20 protein-coding genes and 1 pseudogene are annotated in these 25,527 nt (G+C 72.4%); 9 read left to right on the forward strand and 12 right to left on the reverse strand.

Annotation, left to right across the window (positions count from 1 at the left end; translation table 11 throughout):
- Window positions 1–129 precede the first annotated feature (129 nt).
- Both ABT106_RS21695 and ABT106_RS21700 read left to right on the forward strand, forming a co-directional pair.
- Window positions 130–1,107: pseudogene (locus ABT106_RS21695) on the forward strand (ArsB/NhaD family transporter); the annotation flags it as partial.
- 29 nt (window positions 1,108–1,136) lie between these two features.
- Window positions 1,137–2,774, forward strand: a complete 1,638-nt coding sequence (locus ABT106_RS21700; RefSeq protein ID WP_351279789.1) for an ABC-F family ATP-binding cassette domain-containing protein — start codon at window positions 1,137–1,139, stop codon at window positions 2,772–2,774.
- A gap of 34 nt (window positions 2,775–2,808) precedes the next feature.
- Here ABT106_RS21700 and ABT106_RS21705 read toward each other — a convergent pair whose 3' ends face one another.
- The 5 genes from ABT106_RS21705 to ABT106_RS21725 form a co-directional block, all read right to left on the reverse strand.
- Window positions 2,809–3,588 carry an SDR family NAD(P)-dependent oxidoreductase gene (locus ABT106_RS21705; RefSeq protein WP_351279792.1) on the reverse strand — a complete coding sequence of 260 codons (780 nt, stop codon included), beginning with the start codon at window positions 3,586–3,588 and terminating at the stop codon, window positions 2,809–2,811.
- A gap of 29 nt (window positions 3,589–3,617) precedes the next feature.
- A complete protein-coding gene (locus tag ABT106_RS21710) occupies window positions 3,618–4,799 on the reverse strand; it encodes an MAB_1171c family putative transporter (RefSeq protein ID WP_351279795.1) in 1,182 nt (393 codons plus the stop codon).
- Window positions 4,789–5,295: a hypothetical protein gene (locus tag ABT106_RS21715; protein ID WP_351279798.1), complete on the reverse strand. Its 507-nt coding sequence runs from the start codon at window positions 5,293–5,295 to the stop codon at window positions 4,789–4,791. The genes ABT106_RS21710 and ABT106_RS21715 overlap by 11 nt, the downstream gene beginning before the upstream one ends.
- Window positions 5,296–5,608: 313 nt before the next feature.
- Window positions 5,609–8,161 (reverse strand): Tex family protein, encoded by a 2,553-nt coding sequence (locus ABT106_RS21720; protein WP_351279800.1) that lies wholly within the window; start codon window positions 8,159–8,161, stop codon window positions 5,609–5,611.
- Between the two features lie 242 nt (window positions 8,162–8,403).
- On the reverse strand, window positions 8,404–9,270 hold the full coding sequence (locus ABT106_RS21725) for an SCO6745 family protein (RefSeq protein ID WP_351279802.1): 867 nt from the start codon (window positions 9,268–9,270) through the stop codon (window positions 8,404–8,406).
- Between the two features lie 338 nt (window positions 9,271–9,608).
- On the opposite strand from ABT106_RS21725, the gene ABT106_RS21730 reads away from it, so the two are divergent.
- Entirely contained in the window at window positions 9,609–11,156 is a 1,548-nt protein-coding gene (locus ABT106_RS21730; protein ID WP_351279805.1) for a M1 family metallopeptidase, read from the forward strand.
- Between the two features lie 6 nt (window positions 11,157–11,162).
- On the opposite strand, the gene ABT106_RS21735 is transcribed toward ABT106_RS21730, so the two are convergent.
- Entirely contained in the window at window positions 11,163–12,068 is a 906-nt protein-coding gene (locus ABT106_RS21735; protein WP_351279808.1) for an oxygenase MpaB family protein, read from the reverse strand.
- Between the two features lie 114 nt (window positions 12,069–12,182).
- Here ABT106_RS21735 and ABT106_RS21740 point away from each other — a divergent pair, with 114 nt between their 5' ends.
- The gene (locus ABT106_RS21740; protein ID WP_351279810.1) at window positions 12,183–12,449 is read left to right on the forward strand and encodes a hypothetical protein; all 267 of its coding nucleotides are present in this window, start codon (window positions 12,183–12,185) and stop codon (window positions 12,447–12,449) included.
- 135 nt (window positions 12,450–12,584) lie between these two features.
- On the forward strand, window positions 12,585–13,574 hold the full coding sequence (sph, locus tag ABT106_RS21745) for a sphingomyelin phosphodiesterase (protein ID WP_351279813.1): 990 nt from the start codon (window positions 12,585–12,587) through the stop codon (window positions 13,572–13,574).
- Window positions 13,575–13,658: 84 nt separating this feature from the next.
- Here the strand turns inward: sph and ABT106_RS21750 are convergent, their stop codons facing one another.
- Together ABT106_RS21750 and ABT106_RS21755 are read right to left on the reverse strand one after the other, a co-directional pair.
- Window positions 13,659–13,973: a 4a-hydroxytetrahydrobiopterin dehydratase gene (locus tag ABT106_RS21750; protein WP_351279816.1), complete on the reverse strand. Its 315-nt coding sequence runs from the start codon at window positions 13,971–13,973 to the stop codon at window positions 13,659–13,661.
- Between the two features lies 1 nt (window position 13,974).
- Window positions 13,975–15,246: an NsdA family TPR-like regulatory protein gene (locus ABT106_RS21755; protein WP_502979446.1), complete on the reverse strand. Its 1,272-nt coding sequence runs from the start codon at window positions 15,244–15,246 to the stop codon at window positions 13,975–13,977.
- A gap of 134 nt (window positions 15,247–15,380) precedes the next feature.
- Here ABT106_RS21755 and ABT106_RS21760 point away from each other — a divergent pair, with 134 nt between their 5' ends.
- Together ABT106_RS21760 and ABT106_RS21765 are read left to right on the forward strand one after the other, a co-directional pair.
- Window positions 15,381–15,620 carry a hypothetical protein gene (locus ABT106_RS21760; protein WP_351279821.1) on the forward strand — a complete coding sequence of 80 codons (240 nt, stop codon included), beginning with the start codon at window positions 15,381–15,383 and terminating at the stop codon, window positions 15,618–15,620.
- Between the two features lie 287 nt (window positions 15,621–15,907).
- Window positions 15,908–16,387, forward strand: coding sequence for a glycine-rich domain-containing protein (locus tag ABT106_RS21765; protein WP_351279823.1), 480 nt, complete (start codon window positions 15,908–15,910; stop codon window positions 16,385–16,387).
- Between the two features lie 395 nt (window positions 16,388–16,782).
- Here ABT106_RS21765 and ABT106_RS21770 read toward each other — a convergent pair whose 3' ends face one another.
- The 4 genes from ABT106_RS21770 to ABT106_RS21785 all read right to left on the reverse strand — a co-directional run bounded on the left by ABT106_RS21770 (window position 16,783) and on the right by ABT106_RS21785 (window position 23,875).
- Entirely contained in the window at window positions 16,783–18,438 is a 1,656-nt protein-coding gene (locus tag ABT106_RS21770) for a bifunctional aspartate transaminase/aspartate 4-decarboxylase (RefSeq protein WP_351279826.1), read from the reverse strand.
- Window positions 18,439–18,510: 72 nt separating this feature from the next.
- Window positions 18,511–20,214 carry an aspartate-alanine antiporter gene (aspT, locus tag ABT106_RS21775; protein WP_351279829.1) on the reverse strand — a complete coding sequence of 568 codons (1,704 nt, stop codon included), beginning with the start codon at window positions 20,212–20,214 and terminating at the stop codon, window positions 18,511–18,513.
- Window positions 20,215–20,242: 28 nt separating this feature from the next.
- Window positions 20,243–21,922 (reverse strand): aspartate-alanine antiporter, encoded by a 1,680-nt coding sequence (aspT, locus tag ABT106_RS21780; RefSeq protein ID WP_351279831.1) that lies wholly within the window; start codon window positions 21,920–21,922, stop codon window positions 20,243–20,245.
- Between the two features lie 111 nt (window positions 21,923–22,033).
- Entirely contained in the window at window positions 22,034–23,875 is a 1,842-nt protein-coding gene (locus ABT106_RS21785; protein WP_351279833.1) for an AMP-dependent synthetase/ligase, read from the reverse strand.
- A gap of 85 nt (window positions 23,876–23,960) precedes the next feature.
- Here ABT106_RS21785 and ABT106_RS21790 point away from each other — a divergent pair, with 85 nt between their 5' ends.
- Window positions 23,961–24,689, forward strand: a complete 729-nt coding sequence (locus ABT106_RS21790) for a MerR family transcriptional regulator (protein WP_351279836.1) — start codon at window positions 23,961–23,963, stop codon at window positions 24,687–24,689.
- A 59-nt stretch (window positions 24,690–24,748) separates the two neighbouring features.
- The coding region (locus ABT106_RS21795) for a maltokinase N-terminal cap-like domain-containing protein (RefSeq protein ID WP_351279839.1) at window positions 24,749–25,527 on the forward strand (779 nt) is incomplete at its 3' end.

Consider the following 25,527-nt stretch of genomic DNA (forward strand, 5'->3'; position numbering starts at 1 on the left):
AGAGCACGGTGCCGGGGGCGACGCCGCCCTCGATGGCGAACCGCTCACCCCACCAACGGGCCTGCGGGCTGTCCCGGGGCGGCACGGGAGTCGTGCAGTTCGACGGGGTCTGCGGTGGCGCCGTGAACCGGGTCGCCGGCCGCGCTGCTCGGCGGGGTGTTCGCGGTGGCCTCGGTGGTGACGGCCTCGCTCAGCCTGGACGCGACCGTGGTGCTGCTGACCCCGGTGGTGCTGGCGACCGCCGCGCGGCTGGGGGCCCGGTCCCGGCCGCACGTCCTGGCCACCGCGCACCTCGCGAACACGGCCTCGCTGCTCCTGCCGGTGTCCAACCTCACGAACCTGCTGGCCTTCGCCGCGAGCGGGCTGTCCTTCACCCGGTTCGCCGCGCTGATGACCCTGCCGTGGCTGGTGGCGATCGGGGTGGAGTACGCGGTGTTCCGCCGCTGGTTCCGCACCGACCTGGCGGCCCCGCCGGAGCACGTCCCGGAGGCCGCCGAGCCGGTGGCCGTGCCCCGGTTCGCGCTGTGGGTGCTCGGGCTGACCCTGGCCGGGTTCGCCGTGGCCTCCTTCGCCGGGGCGAGCCCGGCGTGGGCGGCGCTCGCGGGCGCGGTGGTGCTGGCCGTACGGGCGCTGCGGCGCCGGGAGACGACCCTGCGCCGGATCGGAAGCTCGACGGCGCCCGCCTTCTGCCTGTTCGTGCTGGCCCTGGGCGTGGTGGTGCGGGCGGTGGTGGACCACGGGCTGGGCGACGCGCTGGCCCGGATCCTGCCGGCCGGGGAGTCGCTCGGCGCGCTGCTGGCGATCGCGGGGGTGGCCGCCGTACTGGCCAACCTGATCAACAACCTGCCCGCGGTGCTCGCGCTGCTCCCGCTGGCCGCCCCCGCCGGGCCCGGGCCGGTGCTGGCCGTGCTGATCGGTGTGAACATCGGCCCGAACCTGACCTACGCCGGTTCGCTCGCCACCCTGCTGTGGCGGCGGATCCTGCACGCGCACGACGACCGGGTCTCCCTCGGGGAGTTCACCCGCCTCGGCCTGGTCACCACTCCGGCCGCCCTCGTCGGCGCCGTGGTCGCGCTGTGGGCGGGCCTGCGGCTGGTCGGAGTCTGAGTCCGGGGCCCGGATAGGATCGGCAGATCATGACTGCAACCCTCGTCGCCAAGAAGCTCACCGCCGCGCACGGTGAGCGCACCCTCTTCGCCGATCTCGACCTCGTCGTCGCGCCCGGCGACGTCATCGGTCTCGTCGGCGTCAACGGCGCCGGGAAGTCCACCCTGCTGCGGATGCTCGCCGGACTGGACGCTCCCGAGACCGGTGAGCTGCGCCTGTCCCCGCCGAGCGCGGCCGTGGGCCACCTCCCGCAGGAGCCGGAGCGCCGGCCCGAGGAGTCCGTACGGGAGTTCCTGGCCCGGCGCACGGGCGTGGCCGCCGCGCAGGCGGACCTGGACGAGGCGACGCAGGGCCTGGTGGACGGCACCCCGGGCGCGGACGACGCGTACGCGACGGCGCTGGACCAGTGGCTGAACCTCGGCGGCGCCGACCTCGACGAGCGGGCCCAGGAGGTCGCGGACGACCTCGGGCTGGCGGTCGGCCTGGACCTGCCGATGACGGCGCTCTCGGGCGGGCAGGCGGCCCGGGCGGGCCTCGCCTCGCTGCTGCTGTCCCGCTACGACGTGTTCCTGCTGGACGAGCCGACCAACGACCTGGACCTGGACGGCCTGGAGCGGCTGGAGCAGTTCGTGAAGGGGCTGCGCGCGGGCACGGTCGTCATCAGCCACGACCGCGAGTTCCTGACCCGCACGGTCACCAAGGTCCTCGAACTCGACCTGGCCCAGCAGGAGATCAACCTCTACGGCGGCGGCTACGACTCCTACCTGGAGGAGCGCGAGCGGGCCCGCGGCCACGCCCGCGAGGAGTTCGAGGAGTACGCGGGCAAGAAGTCGGCCCTGGAGGGCCGGGCGCAGATGCAGCGCAACTGGATGGACAAGGGCGTGCGCAACGCCCGCCGCAAGTCGAGCGACAACGACAAGATCGGCAAGAACCTGCGCGGCGAGTCCAGCGAGAAGCAGGCCGCCAAGGCCCGCCAGACGCAGCGCGCGATCGAACGTCTCGACGTCGTCGACGAGCCGCGCAAGGAGTGGGAGCTGCGCATGGAGATCGCGACGGCGCCGCGCTCCGGCTCCGTGGTGGCCACCCTGCGCGAGGCGGCCGTCACGCGCGGGGACTTCGCCTTCGGGCCGGCCAGCCTGCAGATCGACTGGGCGGACCGGGTGGCGATCACCGGGGCCAACGGCGCGGGCAAGTCCACGCTCCTCGCCGTCCTGCTGGGCCGGCTGGCGCCGGACTCGGGGGCCGCGACGCTCGGCTCCGGCGTCCTGGTCGGCGAGGTCGACCAGGCGCGCGGGCTGTTCCTCGGCGGTGAGCCGCTGCTGGAGGCGTTCTGCGCGGCGGTCCCGGACACCGAGCCCGCCGAAGTCCGCACGCTGCTGGCCAAGTTCGGGCTGAAGGCGGCCCACGTGCTGCGTCCGGCGGCCACCCTCTCGCCGGGCGAGCGCACCCGGGCGGCGCTGGCCCTGCTCCAGGGCCGCGGGGTGAACCTGCTGGTCCTCGACGAGCCGACGAACCACCTGGACCTGCCGGCGATCGAACAGCTGGAAGCCGCCCTGGAAGCCTACGAGGGCACGCTGCTCCTGGTCACCCACGACCGCCGGATGCTGGACGCGGTCCAGGTGACCCGCCGCCTGCGGGTGGCGGACGGCAAGGTCACCGAGCTGTAGCCGTCGCGCCGACGCCGCGCCGCGGCCGGCGCCGTCAGTGCGCGGCGTCCGCCGGGGGTCGCCGCGTGCGGGCCATCCTCCGGGCGACGAAGCCGCGCGGGAGGTGGCGGGCGGCGAGGGCGTACGCCTGGTAGCGGCGGCCGGTGATGCTGACCGGGCGGCGCCGGGCGAGGTCCTTCAGGGCCTTGGCCACCACGGCGTCCGGCTCCAGCCAGACCGCGTCGCGCAGGGCGCTGACGTCCATCCCGGCCCGTGCCTGGAACTCGGTGCGGGTGAAGCCGGGGACCACCGCCAGGACCCGGACCCCGAACGGCTCCATGTCCACCCGGAGCGACTCGCTGAAGGCGGTGACCCACGCCTTCGCGGCGCCGTACGTCCCGGTCGGCAGCAGGCCCGCCACCGAGGACACGTTCAGCACCGCGCCCCTGCGCCGCTCGCGCAGGCCCGGCGCCACGGCGTGGGTGAGCCGCAGCGGGACCCGGACCAGCAGGTCGAGCATCCGCTCCTCGTCCTCGACGGGGCTGTACGGGAAGGGTGCGGGCAGCCCGAAGCCGGCGTTGTTGACGAGGATGTCCACGGGCGCCGTCCGGTCGGCGAGCCGCTCCGCGACCGCGGTGAGGCCGCCGTCCGTCAGCAGGTCGGCGGGCAGCACTTCGGCGGGTACGCCGTACTCCCGGCCGAGCCGCACGGCGACGGCGTCCAGCCGGTCCTTGTCGCGGGCCACGAGCACCAGGCCGCAGCCCTTGGCGGCGAAGCCCCGGGCGAAGGCAGCGCCCAGTCCGGCGCTGGCACCGGTGATCAGTACGGTGGTCAAGGGGTGTCACTTCCTCCCGGTGGTGCGGTTCACGGGGTGGCGGAGGCGGCGGCCGGCGAGGCGTACGCCCGGGCCACGTCGACGAGGAACCGGGCCTCGTCCTCCAGGTCCCCGCCGTCCTCGGAGGTCTGGATCGCGGTGGGCAGTTCCAGCGCCGCCGCCTCGCCGCTCTGTCCGGGCAGCCCGGCCAGTTTGGCCTGCCGGGCCTCGCGCAGGACGCGGGCCAGCGCGGCCGCGGTGCGCCGCTGCTCGGGGACCCCGGCTCCGGCGACGTGGCTGCGGGCGAGTTCCAGGGCGCCCGGGGCGACGTGCTCGCCCAGGATCAGGATCGCGTCGCGCGTCTCGATGACCTTGCGGTAGACGAGCAGGTTGCGCGGGACCGGCGGCCACAGCAGCTCCACGACCCGGCCGGCCCGCGGTTTGTTCAGCGCCACGTGCGGGACCGCCTGCACCAGGTCCCGCCACAGCGGCCACAGCCGCCAGGCGGTCGCGGCGTCGGCGGCGGTGCGCCGGAAGGTGAACAGGGTCGGCACCAGGATCGCGGCGGCCCGCAGCAGGCCGTGCAGGTTCATCAGCAGCGGCAGCGCGGGCATCGCCCAGGTGCTGCCGGTCAGGGCCTTGAGCAGGTACGCCAGCCAGAACAGTCCGGCCAGGGCCGTGCCGAGGCCGAACAGCCGCAGCCCGGCCGCCAGTCCGCGGCTCTCGGTGCGGCGGCTGTAGCGCCAGCACAGGGCCACGCAGACGGTGTTGGCGATCACGTGGGCCGAGATCAGGACCAGCCAGTACGCCAGGGAGGGCACCGGGTCGCCGACCGGCGGCATGGTGTGCGTGCCGTGTCCGGGCGCGGCCGTGTCCAGGGCGACGAGGGTGGCCAGCCAGGCGACGGTGGCGGCCGCGGAGGCGAGCTGGAGCCGGCGGCCGCGGGTCGTGGCGGCGACGAAGTAGAGCACGGCGCCCGCCGACAGCACCCCGATGAGGTTGCGGACGAGACCGATGGTGTGCGCGTAGCCGGGGTCGCGGCCCATCGCGTAGGTGACGACGGCGGGGAGGTTCAGCGTCATCGCGGCGGCGGCGGTGGCGACGGCGAGCCACAGGCCGCGCTGGTGCGGGGAGCGCAGGGCGCCGGGGGCGCGCAGCAGGACCGCGATCCACAGGCACACGACGCTCGGGACGGCGAGCCAGTCGCCGAACGCGGTCAGGTCAGCTGCCATCGTTCCCCCGCTCGTAGCCCATGGCGGACTCCAGCCGGCCCAGGATGCCCCCGGGCCGGGCGGCCGACGGGGGGCCGGCGTGCACCGTGCGGATGCGGATCATGCTGGCGAGCATCTCCGCCTCCTGTTCCTGACGGGTGGTGTAGTTGGTGCGTCCCAGCACGGTGGGGGCGCCGCCGTCGGCCTGCGCCTCCTGCCCGTCCAGCGAGTGGTGGCCGAAGAGGATGTGGCCGAGCTCGTGGAGGACGATGTGCTCGCGGTGCAGCGGGGTGGTCTGCGCCTCGTAGAAGACGTAGTCGATGCTGGCGGTGCCCACCCACAGCCCGCAGACCCCTGATTCGGCGGCTTCCCTGGGCAGTGGGTGGAGCCGGATGGGGCGGCCCCGCTGCTCGGCGATCCGGTCGCACAGCGCGTCGAGGGAGAACGGACGGGTGAGATCCAGATGGCCGAGAATGTTCTCGCACCTCTTGCGCAGGCTGAGTTGCCGGTGGGGCATGTGATCCCTCTTCGGACCCTTTCTCGGGCAGCGTCGGTAGGCGTGCGTGGGCATGGGCATGGCGTCCTGTGCCTTCAAGGCGGCCTCGGGGAAAACGGTCCTGAGGGGGGAAACGCGGAAGCCCGTTCGCCGGGTGACGAACGGGCGTTCCACCATGCCTACAGATCTTGTGCGGGCGTTGGCAAGGCATGTCCCCTGACGGGGAGGCTATTCGGCCATTCCGTACGGACGCCGCGCACGCCGCGGTGGCCACAAAGGCACGCCGTGGCCGCCAGTCGCGGCGCTACCGCTCGCGGCGCTACCGCTCGCGGCGCTACCGCTTGCGGCGCTCGTCGGGGCCGGTGAGCCCGGCGCGGCGCAGGGCGTCGGCCATGGCGCTGTTCGCCGGGGCCGGGGCGGAGGCGCCGGGGCGCTGGCCCTGGCCTCGCTGGCCCTGGCCGCCACCGCTCTGGCCCTGCCCGGCGCCCTGGCCGCGCTGGCCCTGGCCCTGGCCGCGCTGACCCTGGCCGCGCTGACCCTGGCCGCGCTGGTCCTGAGCGGCCGGCGCCTGGCCGCGCTGACCCTGGCCGGCGCCCTGGCCCTGACCGCCGCCCTGGCCGCCCTGGCCACGCTGTTGCGGGGGCCGGCCGCCGCCGCTCCGCCGCTCTTCGCGCTGCCGGGGCGCGCCGGGGGTCCGCTCGGCGCCGGGCTCGTCGTCGATGCGCAGGGTGAGCGAGATCCGCTTGCGCGGGATGTCGACCTCCATGACCTTGACGCGGACGATGTCGCCGGGCTTGACCACGTCGCGGGGGTCCTTGACGAAGGTCTTCGACAGGGCGGAGACGTGCGCCAGGCCGTCCTGGTGGACGCCGATGTCGATGAAGGCACCGAAGGCGGCCACGTTGGTGACCACGCCTTCCAGGATCATCCCCGGGGCCAGGTCGCCGAGCTTCTCCACGCCCTCCTTGAAGGTGGCCGTCTTGAAGGCGGGGCGCGGGTCACGGCCCGGCTTCTCCAGCTCGCGCAGGATGTCCGTGACCGTGGGCAGGCCGAAGGCCTCGGTGACGAACTGCTCCGGCCGCAGCGAGCGCAGTACGCCGCTGTTGCCGATCAGGGCCGCCACCTCGCCGCCCGCCGTCTTGCCCATGGCCCGGACCAGCGGGTATGCCTCGGGGTGCACGGCCGAGGAGTCCAGCGGGTCGTCCCCGTCGCGGATCCGCAGGAAGCCCGCGCACTGCTCGTACGCCTTCGGGCCGAGACGGGCGACGTCCTTGAGCCCCTTGCGGCTGCGGAAGGGGCCGTTGGCGTCGCGGTGGGCGACGATGTTCTCGGCGAGCCCGCCGCTGATGCCCGACACGCGGGAGAGCAGGGGCGCGGAGGCGGTGTTGACGTCCACGCCGACGCCGTTCACGCAGTCCTCGACGACCGTGTCGAGCGAGCGCGAGAGCTTCACCTCGGCCAGGTCGTGCTGGTACTGGCCGACGCCGATCGACTTCGGGTCGATCTTCACGAGCTCGGCCAGCGGATCCTGGAGCCGGCGGGCGATCGAGACGGCGCCGCGCAACGACACGTCCATGCCGGGCAGTTCCTGCGAGGCGAAGGCCGAGGCCGAGTACACGGAGGCGCCCGCCTCCGAGACCATCACCTTGGTGAGCCGCAGCTCGGGGTGGCGGGCGATGAGGTCCGCGGCCAGCTTGTCGGTCTCGCGGGAGGCGGTGCCGTTGCCGATGGCGACCAGCTCGACGGCGTGCTCCTTGGCGAGGCGGGCCAGCTTGGCGAGGGAGTCGTCCCACTTGTTGGCGGGGACGTGCGGGTAGATCACCTCCGTGGCGACGACCTTGCCGGTGGCGTCCACGACGGCGACCTTGACGCCGGTGCGGAAACCCGGGTCGAGGCCGAGCGTGGCCCGGGTCCCGGCGGGGGCCGCGAGCAGCAGGTCGCGCAGGTTGGCCGCGAAGACCCGTACGGCCTCGTCCTCCGCGGCCTGGCGCAGGCGCGTGCGCAGGTCGATGCCGAGGTGCACCTGGATCTTCGTGCGCCAGGCCCAGCGGACGGTGTCCGCCAGCCACTTGTCGCCCGGCCGGCCGCGGTCGTTCACTCCGGCGCGGCGGGCGATCATGCCCTCGTACGTGGAGGGCCCGGGGGTGTCCGCGTCCTCGGGGGCCTCCGGCTCCAGGTCGAGGACGAGGACGTCCTCCTTCTCGCCGCGCAGCATGGCGAGCACGCGGTGGGAGGGCAGCGCGGTGAACGGCTCGGCGAAGTCGAAGTAGTCGGCGAACTTGGCGCCCGCCTCCTCCTTGCCCTCGCGGACCTTCGCGGCGAGCCGGCCGCGGCCCCACATGCGCTCGCGCAGTTCGCCGATCAGGTCGGCGTCCTCGGCGAACTTCTCGGTGAGGATGGCGCGGGCGCCCTCCAGGGCGGCCGCCGCGTCGGCGACCCCCTTGTCGCCGTCGACGAACGCGGCCGCGGCGACGGCCGGTTCGACGGACGGGTCGGCCAGCAGGCTGTCGGCGAGCGGCGCCAGGCCCGCCTCGCGGGCGATCTGCGCCTTCGTGCGCCGCTTGGGCTTGAAGGGCAGGTAGATGTCCTCCAGCCGGGCCTTGGTGTCGGCGGCGTTGATCCGCGCCTCCAGCTCGGCGTCGAGCTTGCCCTGCTCCCGTACGGAGTCCAGGATCGCGGCGCGCCGGTCCTCCAGTTCCCGCAGGTAGCGCAGCCGCTCCTCCAGGGTGCGCAGCTGGGCGTCGTCGAGCATCTCGGTCGCTTCCTTGCGGTAGCGCGCGATGAACGGCACGGTGGAGCCGCCGTCGAGCAGCTCTACGGCGGCCTTGACCTGCCGTTCCCGTACGCCGAGCTCCTCGGCGATCCTGCATTCGATGGACGTCGTCACGATCGGGTCCCGCCTGCCTTCGTTTGCACTGGAAGGCTGCCAATTGTGGCAGGTGGCCGCGGAAAGGGCGGGCAAGCCCGCCACACGGCGGCCCCGGGACCCGGTGGGCGGGATCCGGAAGGGACGCCCTGGTGCCGCGACCCGGTGGACCCGTCCGGTCACGGCACCAGGGGGTGTCGTCACACTCGTTCCCGCCGTGCGGCCCACCCTGACGGCGTCCGGAACGACTGGGATGACACCCCCTAGCCGCGGAGGTCCGCCGGGAAGGCTCCGGCGGTGACGGCCTTCATCACGAGGCCGCCGCCGAGTTCCGCCAGGCGGGCCAGGCCGGCCGCGCCGAGGTGCTCGTACGGGGCGGCGTCCAGCCGGTCGGTGTCCGCCTCCAGCCGTTCGCGCAGCGCGGCGCCCTCCGCGGTGAGCGCGCCGTCGGCGTCCAGTACCCCGCGGCGGCGCAGCCGGCCGGTGGCGGCGTCCAGGTCGGACTGCTCCCAGCCGCGGGTGGCCTTGAGCCACTTCGGGGCCATGCCCTTGCCGGTGGCGGTGTGGCTGAGGAGGGCCTCCAGCGGGTCGAGGTCCGCCGCGAGCAGGGCGGCGAGGTGGCCGTCGCCGCGGTGCTCGCGCAGCAGGGTGGCGGCGTGCCACAGGCGCAGGTGGGGCTCCTGGGGCACGGGGAGGTCGGCGTGGGCGGAGTAGAGGGCGCGGCCGTGCCGGGTACAGCCCTCGGTGGCGCGCATCGCCAGGTCTGCGGCTTCGGCGACCTCGGGCGACCCGACGGTCTCGGCACCGAGGAGGCGGCTCAGGGTGGTGTCGGCGGCGCGCAGGCGGGCGGCCAGGGCCTCGGCGGGCGTGACGGTCTCCCATACGGCCGGGAGGTGCCGGGCGACGAGGTCGTGCCGGTAGTTGTAGAACGCGGCGGTCACGGCGCCCGCTCCGACCGCTCCCATGGCGGCGGACCGGTGGGCGAGGTTGACGGCGACCCGGTCCTTGACCCCGAGGGCGGCGAACTCCCTGGTGATGTCCGGGGAGAAGTACACGGTGGAGTGGATCGGGTTGATCGCGCCGTGCCAGGCGTGCCGGGCGGCGAGCGGGGGAAGCGTCGAGACGGTCATGGCGGCCAGGTTACCGACTGCTCAGTATGTCGGGTACCCCGCCGGGGAAGGTGAGGCCGCGGAGGCCCGGGGCACCCCGCGCGGGCGGTCGTTTCCGGTCGTTCTGCGGCCCGGGTCCGGGCCCGGGCCGGCTTCGGAGCCGGGCCGCCCGGGCCCCCGAGCCGGTGCGGGAGCCGGACCGCCCCCCGCACCACCGGCCCGCGGGGCCCCGGCGTGACGGCCGAATGGCGATCGTGTGAATGCAGGGGCCATGGACATGACGTGGGACGCCAGGGGTGAATACGGTCGAACGACGAGACCTTGAACCGCACTGTCTCCCCTATCACTTGGAGCCCTTCGTGCACCGCAAAGTCATCGCCCCGAGCGTGCTCGCCGCTTCCCTCCTGCTGGTGATCCCGGCGTCGGCGGCGAGTTCCGGTCCGGGCGCACCGGGTATCGGCGATCCCTACTACCCGGCCAGCGGCAATGGCGGATACGACGTGTCGCACTACGACCTGCGCCTGCAGTACCAGCCGAAGACGGACCTCCTGGAGGGCACGGCCACCCTCCTGGCCACCACCAAGCAGGACCTCTCCCGCTTCAACCTCGACTTCGGCCTCAAGGTCAGCGAGATCCGGGTCAACGGCACGAAGGCGAAGTTCACCACGTCCGGCGACCACGAGCTGGAGGTCACCCCGGCGAAGCCGCTGGCGCGGGGCACCTCGGTCAGCGTCGTCGTCAAGTACGCCGGGAAGCCCTCCGAGTTCAAGGTGGACGGCTGGTCGGCGTGGCAGCGCACGCCCGACGGCGGTGTCGCCGCGCAGGAGCCGGACTCGGCGGTCTGGTGGTTCCCGAGCAACGACCACCCCACCGACAAGGCCACCTTCGACGTGTCCGTCAACGTCCCCGACGGCACCCAGGCCATCAGCAACGGCGTACTCCAGTCGCAGACCTCACGGCTCGGCTGGACCCGGTACAACTGGCGCTCGAACAAGCCGCAGGCCACGTACCTCGCCACCCTCGCGGTCGGCAAGTTCGACATCACCACCGACAAGACGGCGAGCGGTCTGCCGATCCTCAACGCCTACAGCAAGGACCTCGGCGACAACGCGGGCGCGGCGCGCGCCAGCGTGGAGCGCACCGGTGAGGTCGCGGAGTGGCTGGAGGGGGTCTTCGGGCCGTACCCCTTCAACGCGCTGGGCGGCTACGTGCCGAACGTGACCGCGGGCTTCGCCCTGGAGACGCAGACCCGGCCGTTCTACGGGCCGCGGCAGTTCCAGAACGGCGCGAACGTCTCGGTGGTCGTCCACGAGCTGGCCCACCAGTGGTACGGCGACAGCGTGTCCGTCGAGGGCTGGAAGGACATCTGGATCAACGAGGGCTTCGCCCGCTACAGCCAGTGGCTGTGGTCCGAGAAGGAGGGCGAGGGCACCGCGCAGGAGCTCGCCGACTGGGCGTACGCCACCCGCCCGGCCGAGGACCCGTTCTGGCAGGTCAAGCCGGGTGATCCGGGTCCGGAGAACCAGTTCCACGGCGCCGTCTACGACCGTGGCGCCATCGCCGTGCAGGCGCTGCGCAACGAGGTGGGCGACGAGAAGTTCTTCCAGATCCTGGCGGGCTGGCCGACCGAGCGGGCGCACGGCAACGCCAGGGTCGGCGACTTCGTGCGCTACGCCGAGAAGATCTCGAAGAAGCCGCTGGCCCAGCTGTTCGAGACCTGGCTCTACACCCCGGGCAAGCCGGACGTCTCGGCCCTGAACCCGGCCGCCGCCAAGGCCCCGAAGGACGCCAAGGCAGCGCAGTCCCCCTCGGCCCGTTCGCTCCCGGCAGCCCCGGCCAAGCAGACGGAGCCGAAGTCCTGGAAGAAGATCGCGGAGACGAACACGGTCCACGACCACGGTCACTGAGGTCCGTCAGCGGGCGGCGGCGTGCCATCGGGCCCGCGCCGCCCGCGCGACGGGCAGGTAGCGCAGCCGCTCGGGCAGGAGCGGTACGAGGATCCGCACGGCGGTGCTGAACCGCCGCAGGCGGCGTTCCTGGGCCGGGGTCCACTCCAGGCCGATCGCGGCGCGCGCGTCGGGCGGCATGTACCCGACGGTGACGAAGGCCCGCAGGCGCAGGAACGCCGCCCGCAGCACCGGCCACGCGATCCGCAGCAGCAGCCGCACGGGAAGCGGGCCGCCCTCGGGGCGGGGCAGCGGCACGTCGGTGGCGACGAGCTCGCGGGCGACCTTCGTCGGCTCGATCTCCTCGGCCAGCATGCGGCGGTAGTAGACCCAGTACTCCTCGATGCTCTGCGGCATGTCCCGGTCGTGGAGCCCGAGGACGCGGCCCACCTGGAGCCACTCGCGGTAGAGCTGCCGCTCCTGGGCGGGGGTGAAGCGGCGCAGCAGGTAGCGGCCCGCGTACAGGTAGACCGGGAAGCCGCTGGCGTGCACCCAGGCGTAGCAGGCGGGGTCGAGGGAGTGGTAGCGCCGGCCCCGGGTGTCGGTGCCCTGGATCTCCTTGTGCAGGCGGCGGACCCGGCGCCCCTCCTCGGCGGCTTCCTCCCCGCCGTACACCCACAGCTGGACCGAGCGCAGCGAGCGCTCGCCGCGGCCCCAGGGGTCGGTGCGGAAGACGGAGTGCTCGTCGACGCCGGCGCCGATGGCGGGGTGGGCGACCTGCATGGTGAACGCGGCGGGGAGCATCAGCAGGGCGCGTACGTCGCCGGCGATGGTCCACAGCACGCCGCCGGGCGGCGGCGGCTCGGGGTCGGCTCGGCGGCCGGCGGCCGTCCGGCCCGGTGATCCCTTCGCGGGGTGTTCCGTCGTACTCATGATCGTGTCCCCCAGGGTCTGGGCCCGGGCCGTCTCTGCCGGATCCCCTTCCTCCCAGTATGACGAGGGTCGCGGGGCTTCTGCCGGGGCCCTGCGCGGGTGCATCCTGCGGGGATGGACTTGTCCCCCTCCGCGTTGCTGGAGACCGCCGCCCCGTACGTCCTGGCGGCCGCGGCGATCACGCTGGCCGCCGTCGCCATGGTCGCCGCGGCGCTCTTCGCCGTACTGCACCTCGCCCTGCGGCGGCGACGGCGGCGGCTCGGGCAACCGGGGCGGCCGGGGCGGCCGGGGCGGCTGCGGCGGGACCGCGGATCCGGGGCCGCCCGCGCCGTCGGAACGGAGGGGCTCGCGGCGTTCACGTGGACCTCCGCGCAGGAGTGACCGGCTCCGGTTCCACGGGCGCCCCCACCTCGTCGCGCTGCGGACAGAAAGTCTTGTCGCGGGTGTTACCCCGAAGTAACCGTGGCTGCTTGGATGACGGAGCCGATCTTCCCCAGCAGGAATGATGGAGACCTCATGCTGCTCACCCCCCACCGCCGTCACCGGGCCGCCGCCGCGGCCGTCGCGGCGATAGCCGCCGGTGCGCTGGCCGCCACCACCGCGCCGGCCGCCACGGCCGCGGAGAGCGCCGCCGCCCCGCGGCTCAGCGTCCTGTCGTACAACGTGTTCCTGATGAGCAAGAGCCTCTACCCGAACTGGGGCCAGGACCACCGGGCTGCGGAGATCCCCAAGGCGTCCTTCTACCAGGGCCACGACGTGGTCGTCCTCCAGGAGGCCTTCGACAACGGCGCCTCGGACGCGCTCAAGGCCAACTCGGCCGCGCGCTACCCGTACCAGACCCCGGTCGTCGGCCGCGCCAAGAGCGGCTGGGACGCCACCGGGGGCGCGTACTCCTCCACCACCCCGGAGGACGGCGGCGTCACGGTCCTGAGCAAGTGGCCCATCGTGCGCAAGGAGCAGGTGGTCTACAAGGACGCCTGCGGCGCCGACTGGTGGTCGAACAAGGGCTTCGCCTACGTCGTGCTGAACGTCAACGGCGCCAAGGTGCACGTCGTCGGCACGCACGCGCAGTCCACCGACCCCGGCTGCGGCGCGGGCGAGGCGGCGGAGATGCGCGCCCGGCAGTTCCGGTCGATCGACGCGTTCCTGGACGGGAAGAACATCCCGGCGAACGAGCAGGTCATCGTCGCCGGTGACCTGAACGTCGACTCGCGCACCCCCGAGTACGCGTCCCTGCTCGCCAACGCCGACCTGGCCGACACCGACAGCCGCACCGGGCACCCGTACTCCTTCGACACCGCCCTGAACTCGATCGCCGCCTACCGCTACCCGACGGACCCGCGCGAGGACCTGGACTACGTCCTGTACCGCAAGGGCAACGCCCGCCCGGCGGGCTGGGAGAACAACGTGGTCAAGGAGCAGTCCGCACCCTGGACCGTCTCCAGCTGGGGCACGAACTACACGTACACCAACCTCAGCGACCACTACCCCCTGATCGGCCGCTGACGACCCTCCACGACGCCGGGCGCATCCTCCCGGTGCCCCTTCCGGCCCTTCGGGGAAGGAAGGGGCTCACTGGTTCATCCAGGGTCAGTCGAGCGGAAGCGCCTGGTGCGCGGCGACGATCGCGTCAATGCGGTGCGCGAGGTCGAAGTCGGCCGCGGTGAGCCGGTACCCGGCGTCGTGGGTCGTGATCGACGCGCGGAGACTGTCGATGCGGAGGTCGAGGTCGGCGTGATGCTGGACCCGCCGGGACCGGTCGGCGATCGTCACGATCGCGGCCACCGCCGCGTGATACCGGATCGGATAGGTACGGGTGATCTCGTCGCCCTTCCGTTCCCACCCCGGCAGCCCGGCCATACCTTCCGCGACCTCCTCTTCGGACAGCACCGTCGGCACGCCCATGTCAGCTCCCCTCGTGCACCGGCGCCAGGAGCTCCGCGAGGTCCCGGCCTACCGGGGCATCGTGCCACGGCCGCATGGCCTTCTCCAGGATGCCCAGTTCGCGGCGCATGCGGGCGGATCCGGTCTCGACGGCGATCTCGGCAGCCGCCCGCGCGATATCGACGGCCTGCTCCGGCTCCCGGGCACCGGCAGCGGCGGTAGCGTGCCTGGCGAGGTACACGCCGCGATCCCGGCGGGCTGTCGCGGGTACCGCGTCGAGGACCTGCGACCACAGGGACTCCGCCTCACGCCCCAGGCCAAGCCGGCCGTAGCAGGTGGCGCGCTGCACTTCGAGGTAGCCGGGGGTCCGCCGACAGGCGTTGCCCCAGGGCAGGTCGTCGTCGACTCGGGAGATCAGGCCGTCGGCCGCGTCGATGAGCCGGTCGACAGCGGTGCGGTCGCCGACGAGGCTGGCGCCGTGTGCCTGCTGTTGCATGGCCATCACCCTCACCTTGGGGAACAGGCGGTCGTCCACGAGGGCGGCCTCGCACAGGTCGATGACTCCATACCCGTCGCCTAGGTCGGTACGGACCTGCGCGAGGTTGACGAGGCTGTAGCCGAAGAGGTGCGGATCCCGGGACCGGGCCGCGATCTCCTGCGTCACCCCCCGCCAGAAACTGGCCGCGCTCAAGTCACCGGCGTCCTGGTAGAGCCAGCCGACGAGCGCGGCATACGCGGCGCCGACGCGGAGCAGCCCGCTGCGGGTCTCGCCTTGCGCGGAGCGGACAAGCTTGTCGATGAGCTGGTACTGCGCGGATACGGTACCGATGAGGTCGTGCGGCCCGAGCAGCATGTCGGCCCGGTAGTGCCCCTCCAACTGCTCCTGGAAGTAGCTGATCAGCGCGGGATCGACGTATTGCGTGGCGGTGGGGCCGGGCACGAGCGCGGCCGCAGTGACGTTGACAAAGGTCCGGCGGTTCACGTCTGCCTCTTGGTGTGCCTCGGGTCGGATCCAGCCGGCGGGCGGCTGGAACCCGAGCTCCTCGGGCCAGCGGCCCAGGGCATCGTGAAGGACGATCGCGGTGGCCTCCGGCGGCCAGCCACGCTGGCCCACTTCACCCTCCCAGCGACGCCAGGTTCTGGCCGCCACATGAAAGTGTGGGTCGTCCAAAAGCCGCTGTCCATAGCGACTGACGGCTTCTGCTGCGCCCTGCATCGAACGCCACCCGACCCTGAGCCGGGCGGCCCGAAGCGCGTCGTTCCGGTGGCCAACCGCTCCGGTGTGAAATGTCATCGCGTCTGTCTCCGGCCGTGGCCGCCACGCGGCCACCGATGGCCGCGCGATGGCCTATCTGCCCATCTGCGTGTCCGGCCATCATCCACCTACGAGCGCATGACGCGCTGAAGATCTGTGGCGGGAGACCCGAAATGACCAGCTCACGTGGCGATTTGGAGATCGGTCGCCGCACGGGGGCCGCCTGCCGGGACGTTCCCGTCCCGGTCAGCAGCCAGCTCTCGACGGAGCAGCTCAAGGGCGTCGCGTGCGTCGCATGCGAAGGGCAGTTGTCCGCCGACCGCCTGCTCCGCGGCATCGCCTTGGTTTACGACGGCCCGTACGCCCTGGACTACGACGTCTACTCCTGCCCGCGGGACGGCGGCCCGGCATGACGACGCCTACGTACCCGACCGGCCGGTGGACTGCCCTACCCATCCGATGCCGCGGCTGCGGCGCAGAGGCGCTTGCGATCGGCGGAGCCGAGGGCGGGGCAACGCTGCACCGAGCGCGCTGTCCGTGGCGTCGGCCGGACGAGCCGGTCGAACGATGACCGACTGGCAGAAGCAGGCCCTGATCGTCGCCGCCGTGTTCATCGCCGCCACGGCGCTCTCGCTCAACGCGATCGTCAACGGCATCTGAAGTTCCACCCATCCGTCTCACCCGACAGGAGAGGTCAGCTGTGGCAACGCCCACCACTTTGAAGTCCTCCGCTCGAGCGCTGCTGTCCGACGAGGGATTCGACCGCGTGGCGCACCTCGTGCAGCGCGAAAACGACGGCATCGACAAGGCCCTCGCCGCCCGGATCGTAAGCGAGGCCCTCAAGTTCGTGGCCGCCGCAGGTCAGGCCACTGGGCGGCACCTGCGCCCGTCCAGGGTGGTGGACATCGGCTGGCACGCCCTGATCCTCCACACGGCCATGTACCGGGAGCTGTGCCGGCACACCGGGCGGTTCGTCGACCACAGGCCGGAAGGACCGGACACACTCGGCCGGGTGGCCCACACGCTGGACCGGACCATGGAGGCGACTCGAGAGGCCGGGTACGAGCCGGACGCGTACCTGTGGGGGCCGCTCGCGGATGCGGAGATCCACGGCGGTGACTGCATGCACAGCGAGTGCACGGAGGGCGGATCGGCATGCGCCGCTGCACCTGCCGCCTGACGCACCCGGTCCCTTACAGTCGTCGACTACCAGCCGTGAGGGAGGGATCGCAGTGAGCGAAGAAGCAGGCGAGGCCCGCGTGTGGGTGGATCCGCGATACCGCGATCTGGCAACCCGCTGGGACGCCGTCCGTGTGGACCGCAGGCATGGAAGGCGGCCCCGCCGCACCTGCCCGCACGGAGCCGGTGTCACTTTGATCGTGGACCCGGCTACGGGCGTACCTCGCAACGTCCAGTGCGGGGCCTGCGAACCACCGACGGCTGGCTGAGCCGGTACGTACCGGTCGGGTCCGTTCGGGTTTGCGGACCGGGCAGGAAAGTCACCTCCACCGACACCACCGCGGCCGGCCGGCCCGGCGGGGGCGCCGGGGCGGCCGGGGCGGCCCGCGGGGCGGGTCAGGCGGGGGGCTTCGCGCGGTCCCATTCCGCCGCGTAGTCGTTGAAGATCCGCCGCAGGTGGTGGCCGATCTTCAGGTAGTCCAGGTCGTCGAGGTTGGCCAGGGAGACGCGGACGGACCACTGCGGGCCGTCGAAGCCGCCGCCGTTGAGCAGAACCACCGAGGTCTGTTCGGCGAGCCGGAACAGCGGGTCGACCGGCTCGTAGTTCTTCTCCAGGAAGTCCGCGAAGTCCTGACCGTGCACCCGCTCGGCCTCGGCCAGCAGGTCCAGCTCGATGTAGTAGCCGGCCCGCTTGTCGTCCTCGGAGATCTTCATCTGGGCGCCCTCCAGCAGGAGGTCCAGGCGCCGGTGGACGATCTGCCGGATGCGCTCCTTGTACGCCTGGCCCTCCTCCAGCATGTCGAAGAGCGAGAACAGGCTCATCATGACCTGCTGCGGCAGGGACAGCCCCGCGGTGTGGTTGAGGGCCACCGAGCGGGAGTCGGCGACCATCCGGTCGATGAAGCGGATCTTCTCCGGCTCCAGGGTGAGCGTGCCGTACCGCTTGGCCAGGCGGTCCTTCTGGTCCTGCGGGAAGGCCGCGATCATCTCGTCGATCACGTTGTCGTCGTTCAGGCCGATGACGCCCAGGCGCCAGCCGGTGCAGCCGTAGTGTTTCGAGTACGAGTACACGAGCAGGGTGTTGCGGGGCAGGTCGGCCGCGATCGAGCGGAAGCCGGGCACGAAGGTGCCGTACACGTCGTCGGTGACGATCAGCAGGTTCGGGTTGCTGGTGGCGACGATGTCCTTGATCTGGTCGGCGACCCGCTCGCTGAGCGCCAGCGACGGCGGGTTGCTCGGGTTCACCAGGCAGACCAGCTTCACCGACGGGTCGGCGAGCTTGGCGACCTCTTCCTCCGGGTAGCGCCACTGCCGTACGCCGGTCTCGGCGAAGAGGCTCGCGGAGACGTTGACCACCTCGAACTCGAAGGTGTCGAGCTCGGGGATCTCGATGTACGGGGTGAACACCGGGGTCATCAGGGCGATCTTGTCGCCCTTGTGGAGGACCCCGTTCTTCATCAGGGAGTCGAAGATGTAGCACATGGCGGCGGTGCCGCCCTCGGTGGCGAACAGCGACAGGTTGCCGGCGGGCGGCCGCTTGTCGAACATCTCGTCGCCGACGTAGCCGCGGACGACCTGTTCCGCGTGGACGAGCATCCGGTCGGGCACCGGGTAGTTGTCGCCGGTGATCGCGTCGGTGAGCTCGTGGACGTACGCGTCCTTGTCGAAGCCGAAGCGTTCCAGGGCGTGGAGCACACAGCGTTCCAGGAGCTCGACGCCGGGCAGTTCCGGGTGGCGGCGCACCCAGGAGTCGAACCGCTCGCCGATGCCCTTCTTCTCGGGCATGCCGCCGAGGTTGTCGGCGGTCCAGACCCGGCGGGACTCGTCCAGGGCGAAGTAGCCCAGGGCGTAGAACGCCTCGCGCGGGCCGGTCGCGATCCAGTTGGGGTTGCCGCGGCCCGCGTTGAGCATGGCGCGGGTCGTGGTCCCCTTCTGGCCGGGCTTGTCGGCCTGGGCGGCGGTGGCCAGCTGGATGAACTTGTCCTTCAGCTCGAAGGGGCTGAGCTGGGCGAAGGACTGGATCTCCTCGCGGCTGAAACTGGTCTCGGGCACGGCGGACTTCCTTTGCGTTCGACGGCTTTCGAAAGCGTTCGGCTGGGTTCGGCTGGGTTCGACGGCGGGACCTCAGTGCTGGAGCAGGACGATGACGGCGCCCCAGATCGTCAGCAGCACGTTGCTGACGGCGTACGGAATCGTGTAACCGAGCACCGGTACCTGGGACTTGGACTGCTCGTTGACGGCGCCGATGGCGGCGGTGGTGGTCTGGCCGCCCGCCAGGACGCCCATCAGGATCGGGAAGCGGATCTTCTGGACGTGGTGGCCGACGAGGAAGCCGACGATCAGCGGGATCAGGGTGGCGACCGCGCCGAAGATCAGCAGCCCCCAGCCGGCGGAGGCCAGTCCGCTGGTGAAGCTGGGTCCGGCGTTGATGCCGACGACCGCGACGAACAGGCAGAGCCCCAGGGTGTCCATGAACCACTGCGCGCCGGGCGGGACGTTGCCGTACGTCGGGTACCGGCCGCGGATCCAGCCGAAGATCAGGCCCATGATCAGCGCGCCGCCCGAGGTGGACAGCGAGATCGGGACCCCGCCGGCCGTCAGGGCCGGGATGCCGATGCAGCCGCCGAGGAAGATGCCGAGGCCGACCCAGACCATGTCGGTGGCGAAGCTCGTCGGCACCGGCTTGCCGATGGCCTTGCCGGCCGGGTCCACGAGCCGCTTGGGCCCGGACAGGACGACCGTGTCGCCGCGCTCGATCTGTGTGGAGAGCCGGTAGGGGAACTCGGCGCCCGACCGGTACAGCTTGTCGATGTAGACGCCGACCATGAAGGGCTCCTGGCGGAGCTCCGCGACGGTCTTGCCCATCTGGGCCTTCTCGGACGCCACGACGTGCAGGGTCTCGGTCTGGTAGCCGAGCAGTTCGACGTCGTCGGTCTCCGGCCCGATGTGGGAGCGGGCGTCGAACTCGACGAGCGAGCCGCGCAGCGCGCTGACGGCGACGACGTCGCCCCGCTGGAGCACGGTCTCCTGGGTGTGGTCGAGGATCTGGCCGTCCCGCCGGATGCGGGTGAGGTAGATCCGGCGGCCGAGCGCCTTCTGCTGCTGCTCGAAGGCCTCGATGGTGCTGCCGACGAGGTCGGCGTGCTGGATCGTGTACGCGCGCAGCACGATCTCGTAGTAGCCCTCGTGCAGGTCGGGGTCGTCCTCGGGGGCGTCGAGCTCGCGGGCCAGCTGGGCGCTCTCGACGGCCAGGTTCCGGCGGTAGAGCCGGGGCAGCACGTTGGCCAGCAGCATCGCGCACAGGATGGTGCCCAGGGGGTAGGTGACCGCGTAGCCGACGGCGACGAGGTTCTCCTGCTCCTTGATCTGGTCGGCGGAGAGTCCGGGCAGGTTGCCGATGGCGTCCTGGGCGACACCGATGACGGCGGACTGCGTGAGGGCGCCGCCGAGCAGGCCGGCGGACAGGCCCGGGCCGTAGCCGAGGAGGGCGGCGAAGCCCCAGCAGACGAGCAGGCCGGTGACGCAGACGATGACCGCGTTGAGGACCTGGGGCAGGCCGTCCTTCTTCAGGCCGCGGAAGAACTGCGGGCCGACCTTGTAGCCGAGGGCGAACAGGAACATCGTGAAGAAGAGGTTCTTCACGGTCCCGTCGATGGTGATCTTGAATTGGGCGCCGAGCAGCAGCCCGGCGATGAGGCAGCCGGTGACGGCGCCCAGCCCGATCGCCCGCCAGCGCAGCTTCCCGAAGAGGAAGCCGAGCGCGACGGTGATGAACACCAGCAGCTCGGGGTGGGGCTGGAAGATGTTCCGGTTGAGGAAGTCGATCATGTGGGGGTGCCCTCCGAGTCAGAGGCGGTCAGGCGCCGAGGATGCCGACGAGGATCGGACCGGTGAGCGGGAGCAGGAAGTTGGAGAGGGCGTAGGTGATCGTGTAGCCGAGCATCGGCACGGAGCTCTGCGCCACCTGCGTCACCGAGGTGATGGCCGGCGTCGAGCACTGCTGGCCGGCGATGGCCCCGATGAGCAGGGGCTTCTCGATGTTCAGCAGCTTGCGCCCGACGACGAGGGAGAGCGTGGCCGGTACGAGGACCATGGCGATCCCGGCGAAGGGCAGCAGCGCCCCGTACTCCTTGAGCAGCGGCCACGCCTGCGGGCCGGACGTGAGGCCGGTGCAGGCGATGAACAGGGCGAGGCCCATGTCCTTGATGGTGGTGGCGGCCTGCGGGGGGAAGGCCCCGAAGGTCTGCCGGCGCGAGCGGAACCAGCCGAACAGCAGCCCGGAGACCAGGCAGCCGCCACCGGTGCCCAGCGACAGCGGGACCCCGCCGATGCGGACCACGAGCTGGCCGAGGAGCGAGCCGAACGCGATGCCGAAGCCCAGGTAGATGAAGTCGGTGGCGTCGTTCTTCGCGACGGTGCCGATCTTGGCCACGACCCGGTCCAGGCCGGACCGGGCGCCGACGAGGGTCACGACGTCCCCGCGCTCGACCACGGTCTCCGGGGTGGCGGGCAGGTGCTGGTCGTTGCGGAGCACGTCGGTGACGTACACCCCGTCCCGCGCGAACTCCGGGTGCGTGCGCTGGATGTCGTCCAGCGACTTGCCCGAGACGGCCCGGTCGGTGACGGCGACCTGGCTGGTGGCGAGCGGGGTGTCCACTCCGGGGATGCCGGGGGTCTCCGGGCCGATCACCCGGCCCGCCTCGATGGTGTTGGCCCGGCGGCCCACGATCAGGACCAGGTCGGAAAGGGTGAGTTCGAGGTCGGGTCGCGGGGTGAGGGTCGTGGATCCGCGTTTGACCACCTCCACGGTGACCCGGCCGCCGAAGTTCGTCTCCAGGTCGCCGACGGTGCGGCCGTCGGCGTGCGTGACGAGGTAGGTCCGGCCGACCAGGCCGGGCAGCGCCTCGCGCTCGTCGCTCTCCAGGGAGCCCCCGGAGCCGCGCATCTTCTCCCACAGCTCGCGCGAGGCGTCCCGCAGGTTGATGCGCATCATCATCGGCATGATCTGGCTGGTGTAGATCACGATGGTGACGAGGCCGAAGAGATAGCAGACGGTGTACGCGGTGGCCACGTGGCCCTGGTACGTCGTCACCTGCTCCGCAGTCAGACCGGGCAGCTTGCCGATCGCCTCGGTGGCGGTGCCCACCACGGCGGACTCGGTCGCCGCGCCCGCCAGGATCCCGGCGGCGGTGCCGACGTCCAGGTCGAAGACCTTGGCGAGGCCGATGGCGATGGCCAGGACGCTCACCAGCTCGATGCCGCAGAGCGCGAAGAAGCGCAGGCTCCTGCGGTTGAGATTGGCGAAGAACTGGGGTCCGGCCATGTAGCCGAGGGCGAAGATGAAGAGCGCGAAGAAGATCGTCTTGACGTCGGCGTCGATCTCGACGTGCGCCCAGGCCCCGAGCAGCAGGGAGACGATCAGCGTGCCGCAGATGCCGCCGAGCGTGATGGGGCCGACGCGCAGTTTGCCGACGAGGTATCCGACGGCCAGGCAGAGGAAGAGAGCGAATTCAGGATTGTCACGCAGTACGCCCATCGGCCGTCACCCGGCCTGACCCGGCGGGCGGGTGGGTAGCGATGTGTGTCGACATTCCACCACCCTGGTCCGGCGGGCGGGCGACCGCCCACCGGACCGGGGCCGTTCGGGTTACGGCGCCGGGGCGGGGTCCTCGTACAGCCCGTCGATCAGGGCGCCGTACTTCTCGCGGATCACCCGCCGGCGGAGCTTGAGGGAGGGGGTGAGCTCGCCGCTCTCGGGTCCCCACTCCCCCGTCAGCAGGCGGTAGCGCTTGATCTGCTCGGTCCGGTTGAGCCGGGCGTTGGCCGCTGCCACCGCGCGCTCGACCTCCTCCCGTACGGCCGGGTGCGCGGCCAGGTCCTCGGGCGAGGCCGCCTCGATGCCCCGGGCGGCGGCCCAGGCCGGGGCCAGCTCCGGGTCCAGGACCAGCAGGGCGACGAGGTAGGAGCGGCCATCGCCGTGGACCAGGGCCTGCCCGATCAGCGGGTGCTCCTTGACGGTGTTCTCCACCAGCGCCGGCGAGACGTTCTTGCCGTTCGAGGTGATGATCAGTTCCTTCTTGCGGTCGGTCAGCCAGAGGAACCCGTCCTCGTCGAGCCGGCCGATGTCCCCGGTCGGGAACCAGCCCTCCGCGTCGGCGGCGTCCTCCAGCGAGCCGTCGGGCCGCAGGTAGCCGCCGAAGACGGTCGCGCCGCGGGTGAGGATCTCCCCGTCCTCGGCGAGCCGCAGCTCCAGTCCCTCGATCGGCCGGCCCACCGAGCCGAGGCGGAACGCGTCCGGGCTGTTGACCGTACACACGCCGGAGGTCTCGGTGAGCCCCCAGGCGTCCATGATCGTGATGCCCCAGCCCGCCCAGAACCGGACCACGTCGATGGGCATCGGCGCCGTCGCGCTGGCCGTCCAGACCAGCCGGTCCATCCCCGCCAGGCCCAGCAGCGGGTCCAGCACCCGCTCCTTCGCCGCCCCGTACGAGGCTTCGAGCGCGGCGGGGACCCGTTCGCCGCGCTCCCGGTGGGCGGCGCGGGCGCGGGCCAGGTCGTTGGCGGCCTCGATGGCCGCCCGCTGGTCCTCGGGGAGCCGGGCGAGCACGGCCCGTACGGAGGCGGCCAGCTTCTCCCACACGCGGGGCACCCCGAAGAACTGCACCGGGCGCAGCTCGCGGACCGCGCCGGCGACGGCGGTGGGGTCAGCGCACAGCCGTACGTGCGCGGCGCGCAGCAGCGGCAGGTAGATGCCGAGGACCCGCTCGGCTATGTGCGCGAAGGGCAGGTAGCAGATGTGCTCGGCGTGCTCGGGCAGGTCCACGTGCCGGTCCAGGCGGATCGCCTGGAGCATCAGGTTGCGGTGGGTCAGCCGGACGCCCTTGGGGTCGCCGGTGGTCCCGGAGGTGTAGACGACGGTCAGCGGGTCCTCGGGGCGCGTCTCCCGCCAGCCCTTGTCGAAGGCGTCGGCGCGGTGCAGCCGTACGCCGCTCGCGTACAGGGAGGCGTACGTGCCGTGCGGGCCCGCCTCGGCCGCCTCGGCGACCACCAGGCGTTCCAGGGGAACGCCCGCGTCGGACAGCAGCGGCTCCCACCGGGCGAGTTCGCGGGCGCCCTCCACGACGGCGATCCTGGCTCCGCTGTGGCGGGCGATGTGGGCGATCTGCTCGGGCGCGGAGGTCCCGTACACGGTGACGGGCACGGCGCCGAGGTGGACGAGGGCGAGGTCGCTGAGCCAGTGCTCGGGGCGGTTGCCCATCATCAGCAGGACGTGTTCGCCGCGCCCGACTCCGAGGGCGGCGTACCCGGCGGCGAGGACGGCCACCTTGAGGCGTACCTCGGACCAGGTCAGGGTCGTCCACCCGGCGGCGTCGGGGCCCGTGCGCCACGAGAGGGCGGGGAGCGCGCCGTGCGCGGTGGCGTTGCGGGCGAGCAGGGCGGGAACGGTGATCTCTTCGGGTCGTCCGGGCAGTCGCAGGTTCGTGGTCATGGGCAGCTCCTGGCCGTTTCACATCGTTGGTGCGACAGCAATACTGTTGAACCCAAGCTGTGGAGCAGAGAGCGAGGCGCAGACGATGGCCGACCAGGCACCCGAGCCGATGCTCACCGTGGACGAGCTGGCGGCCCGGGCGGGCGTCACCGTCCGCACCGTACGGTTCTACAGCACCCGCGGGCTTTTGCCCCCTCCCGTGATCGGCCCTCGTCGGGTGGGCCACTACGGCCCGGAGCACCTCTCGCGGCTCGCGCTGATCGAGGAGTTGCAGCACCAGGGCATGACCCTGTCGGCCATCGAGCGGTACCTCGACGCCCTGCCCGACGACCTGAGCGCGCACGACCTGGCCATCCACCGGGCGATGGTGGCGAGCTGGGCTCCGGACGCGGCCCGGGACGCCTCGCTGCCGGAGCTGGAGAAGCGGGCCGGACGCAGCCTGTCGGACACCGATCTGCGGCGGCTGACGGCGATGAACGTGCTCGCCGTCTCGGGGGACGGGTTCCGCGTGGACGTGGGGCTGCTGCGGCTGGGCGTGGCGCTGCTCGACGTGCCGATCGCGCACGAGACGATCCTGGCGGCCCGGCGGGTGCTGGTGGAGCACACCCGGTCGGCGGCGCACGAGTTGACGGCGCTGTTCCGCGACGAGGTGTGGGGGCCGTTCACGGAGGGCGAGAGCGATCCGGAGCGGGTGGAATCGATGAAGGCGCTGTCGGCGCACATGCAGCCGATGGTGGTGCAGGCCCTGGTCACGGCCTTCCAGCGGTCGCTGAGGGAGGAGCTGCGGGCGGCGTTCGTCTCCGGCGAGGACTGATCGTCCGCGCGTCGGCGGCCGCCCGCCCGGGCCGGTGGGGCCGGGGTAGATTCACCGTCATGGCTGTCATCCACCGCACCACCATGACCCCGACCAAGCACGAACTCCTCGCCGCCTGGCTCCCGTCGCGCTCCTGGTACCAGGGAAGCGGGGGTCCGGCGGAGCTCACCGCGGCGGACCTCACCGCGGCGGGCGGGTTCCGGATCGACGACCCGCAGGGCGAGGTGGGCCTCGAGTTCATGGTCGTCACCGACGGGTCCGGCGGTACCCCGGTCACCTACCAGGTGCCGCTGACCTACCGGGGCGCCCCGCCGGCCGGCGCCGAAGCGGCCCTGATCGGCACCAGCGAGCACGGCGTCCTGGGCACGCGCTGGATCTACGACGGGGCCCACGACCCGGTCCTCGTCGGGCAGTTGCTCGCCCTGCTGGCCGGCGAGACGGCGGCCCAGGCCCAGCGGGAGAGCAATGTCCCCGACCCGACCGTCGAGGCCCGCCCCGAGGGCCCGGGCGTACCCGCGGACCTGACCCGGCGGCCCGGCGGGCCGGCCGACACCGCCGACGCCACCGTCCTCGCGGTCGGCCCGGCCGGGCAGCCCGGCGCCGCCCCCCTGACGTTGAGCCTCACCCGGGTGCTGCGCCCCGGCCCCGCCGCCGGGGACGGCCTCCTCGGACAGGTACTGGCCGGGTGGACCGCCCCGGACGGCGCCGGGCTGCGCGGGGCCTTCGCCGTGCTCCGGGAGACGGGCCGCCCCGGCGGGGGCGACGGCGCCGGGCTGCCCCTGCATCGACCTGCCCGTCGTGGAACCCTTGCGCCTCCATCACGCTCGCACCGTAGACG

Source organism: Streptomyces sp. NPDC002044, from assembly GCF_040296725.1.
In the GTDB taxonomy this organism is placed as follows: Bacteria; Actinomycetota; Actinomycetes; order Streptomycetales; family Streptomycetaceae; genus Streptomyces; species Streptomyces antarcticus.

Excerpts from the sequence above, each read along its gene's own strand:
- ABT106_RS21700 (WP_351279789.1), top strand. The coding sequence starts at position 1,137 with ATGACTGCAACCCTCGTCGCCAAGAAGCTCACCGCCGCGCACGGTGAG.
- ABT106_RS21710 (WP_351279795.1), bottom strand. The coding sequence starts at position 4,799 with ATGGCAGCTGACCTGACCGCGTTCGGCGACTGGCTCGCCGTCCCGAGC.
- ABT106_RS21715 (WP_351279798.1), bottom strand. The coding sequence starts at position 5,295 with ATGCCCCACCGGCAACTCAGCCTGCGCAAGAGGTGCGAGAACATTCTC.
- ABT106_RS21725 (WP_351279802.1), bottom strand. The coding sequence starts at position 9,270 with ATGACCGTCTCGACGCTTCCCCCGCTCGCCGCCCGGCACGCCTGGCAC.
- ABT106_RS21735 (WP_351279808.1), bottom strand. The coding sequence starts at position 12,068 with ATGAGTACGACGGAACACCCCGCGAAGGGATCACCGGGCCGGACGGCC.
- ABT106_RS21740 (WP_351279810.1), top strand. The coding sequence starts at position 12,183 with ATGGACTTGTCCCCCTCCGCGTTGCTGGAGACCGCCGCCCCGTACGTC.
- sph (WP_351279813.1), top strand. The coding sequence starts at position 12,585 with ATGCTGCTCACCCCCCACCGCCGTCACCGGGCCGCCGCCGCGGCCGTC.
- ABT106_RS21750 (WP_351279816.1), bottom strand. The coding sequence starts at position 13,973 with ATGGGCGTGCCGACGGTGCTGTCCGAAGAGGAGGTCGCGGAAGGTATG.
- ABT106_RS21755 (WP_502979446.1), bottom strand. The coding sequence starts at position 15,246 with ATGACATTTCACACCGGAGCGGTTGGCCACCGGAACGACGCGCTTCGG.
- ABT106_RS21760 (WP_351279821.1), top strand. The coding sequence starts at position 15,381 with ATGACCAGCTCACGTGGCGATTTGGAGATCGGTCGCCGCACGGGGGCC.
- aspT (WP_351279829.1), bottom strand. The coding sequence starts at position 20,214 with ATGATCGACTTCCTCAACCGGAACATCTTCCAGCCCCACCCCGAGCTG.
- aspT (WP_351279831.1), bottom strand. The coding sequence starts at position 21,922 with ATGGGCGTACTGCGTGACAATCCTGAATTCGCTCTCTTCCTCTGCCTG.
- ABT106_RS21785 (WP_351279833.1), bottom strand. The coding sequence starts at position 23,875 with ATGACCACGAACCTGCGACTGCCCGGACGACCCGAAGAGATCACCGTT.
- ABT106_RS21790 (WP_351279836.1), top strand. The coding sequence starts at position 23,961 with ATGGCCGACCAGGCACCCGAGCCGATGCTCACCGTGGACGAGCTGGCG.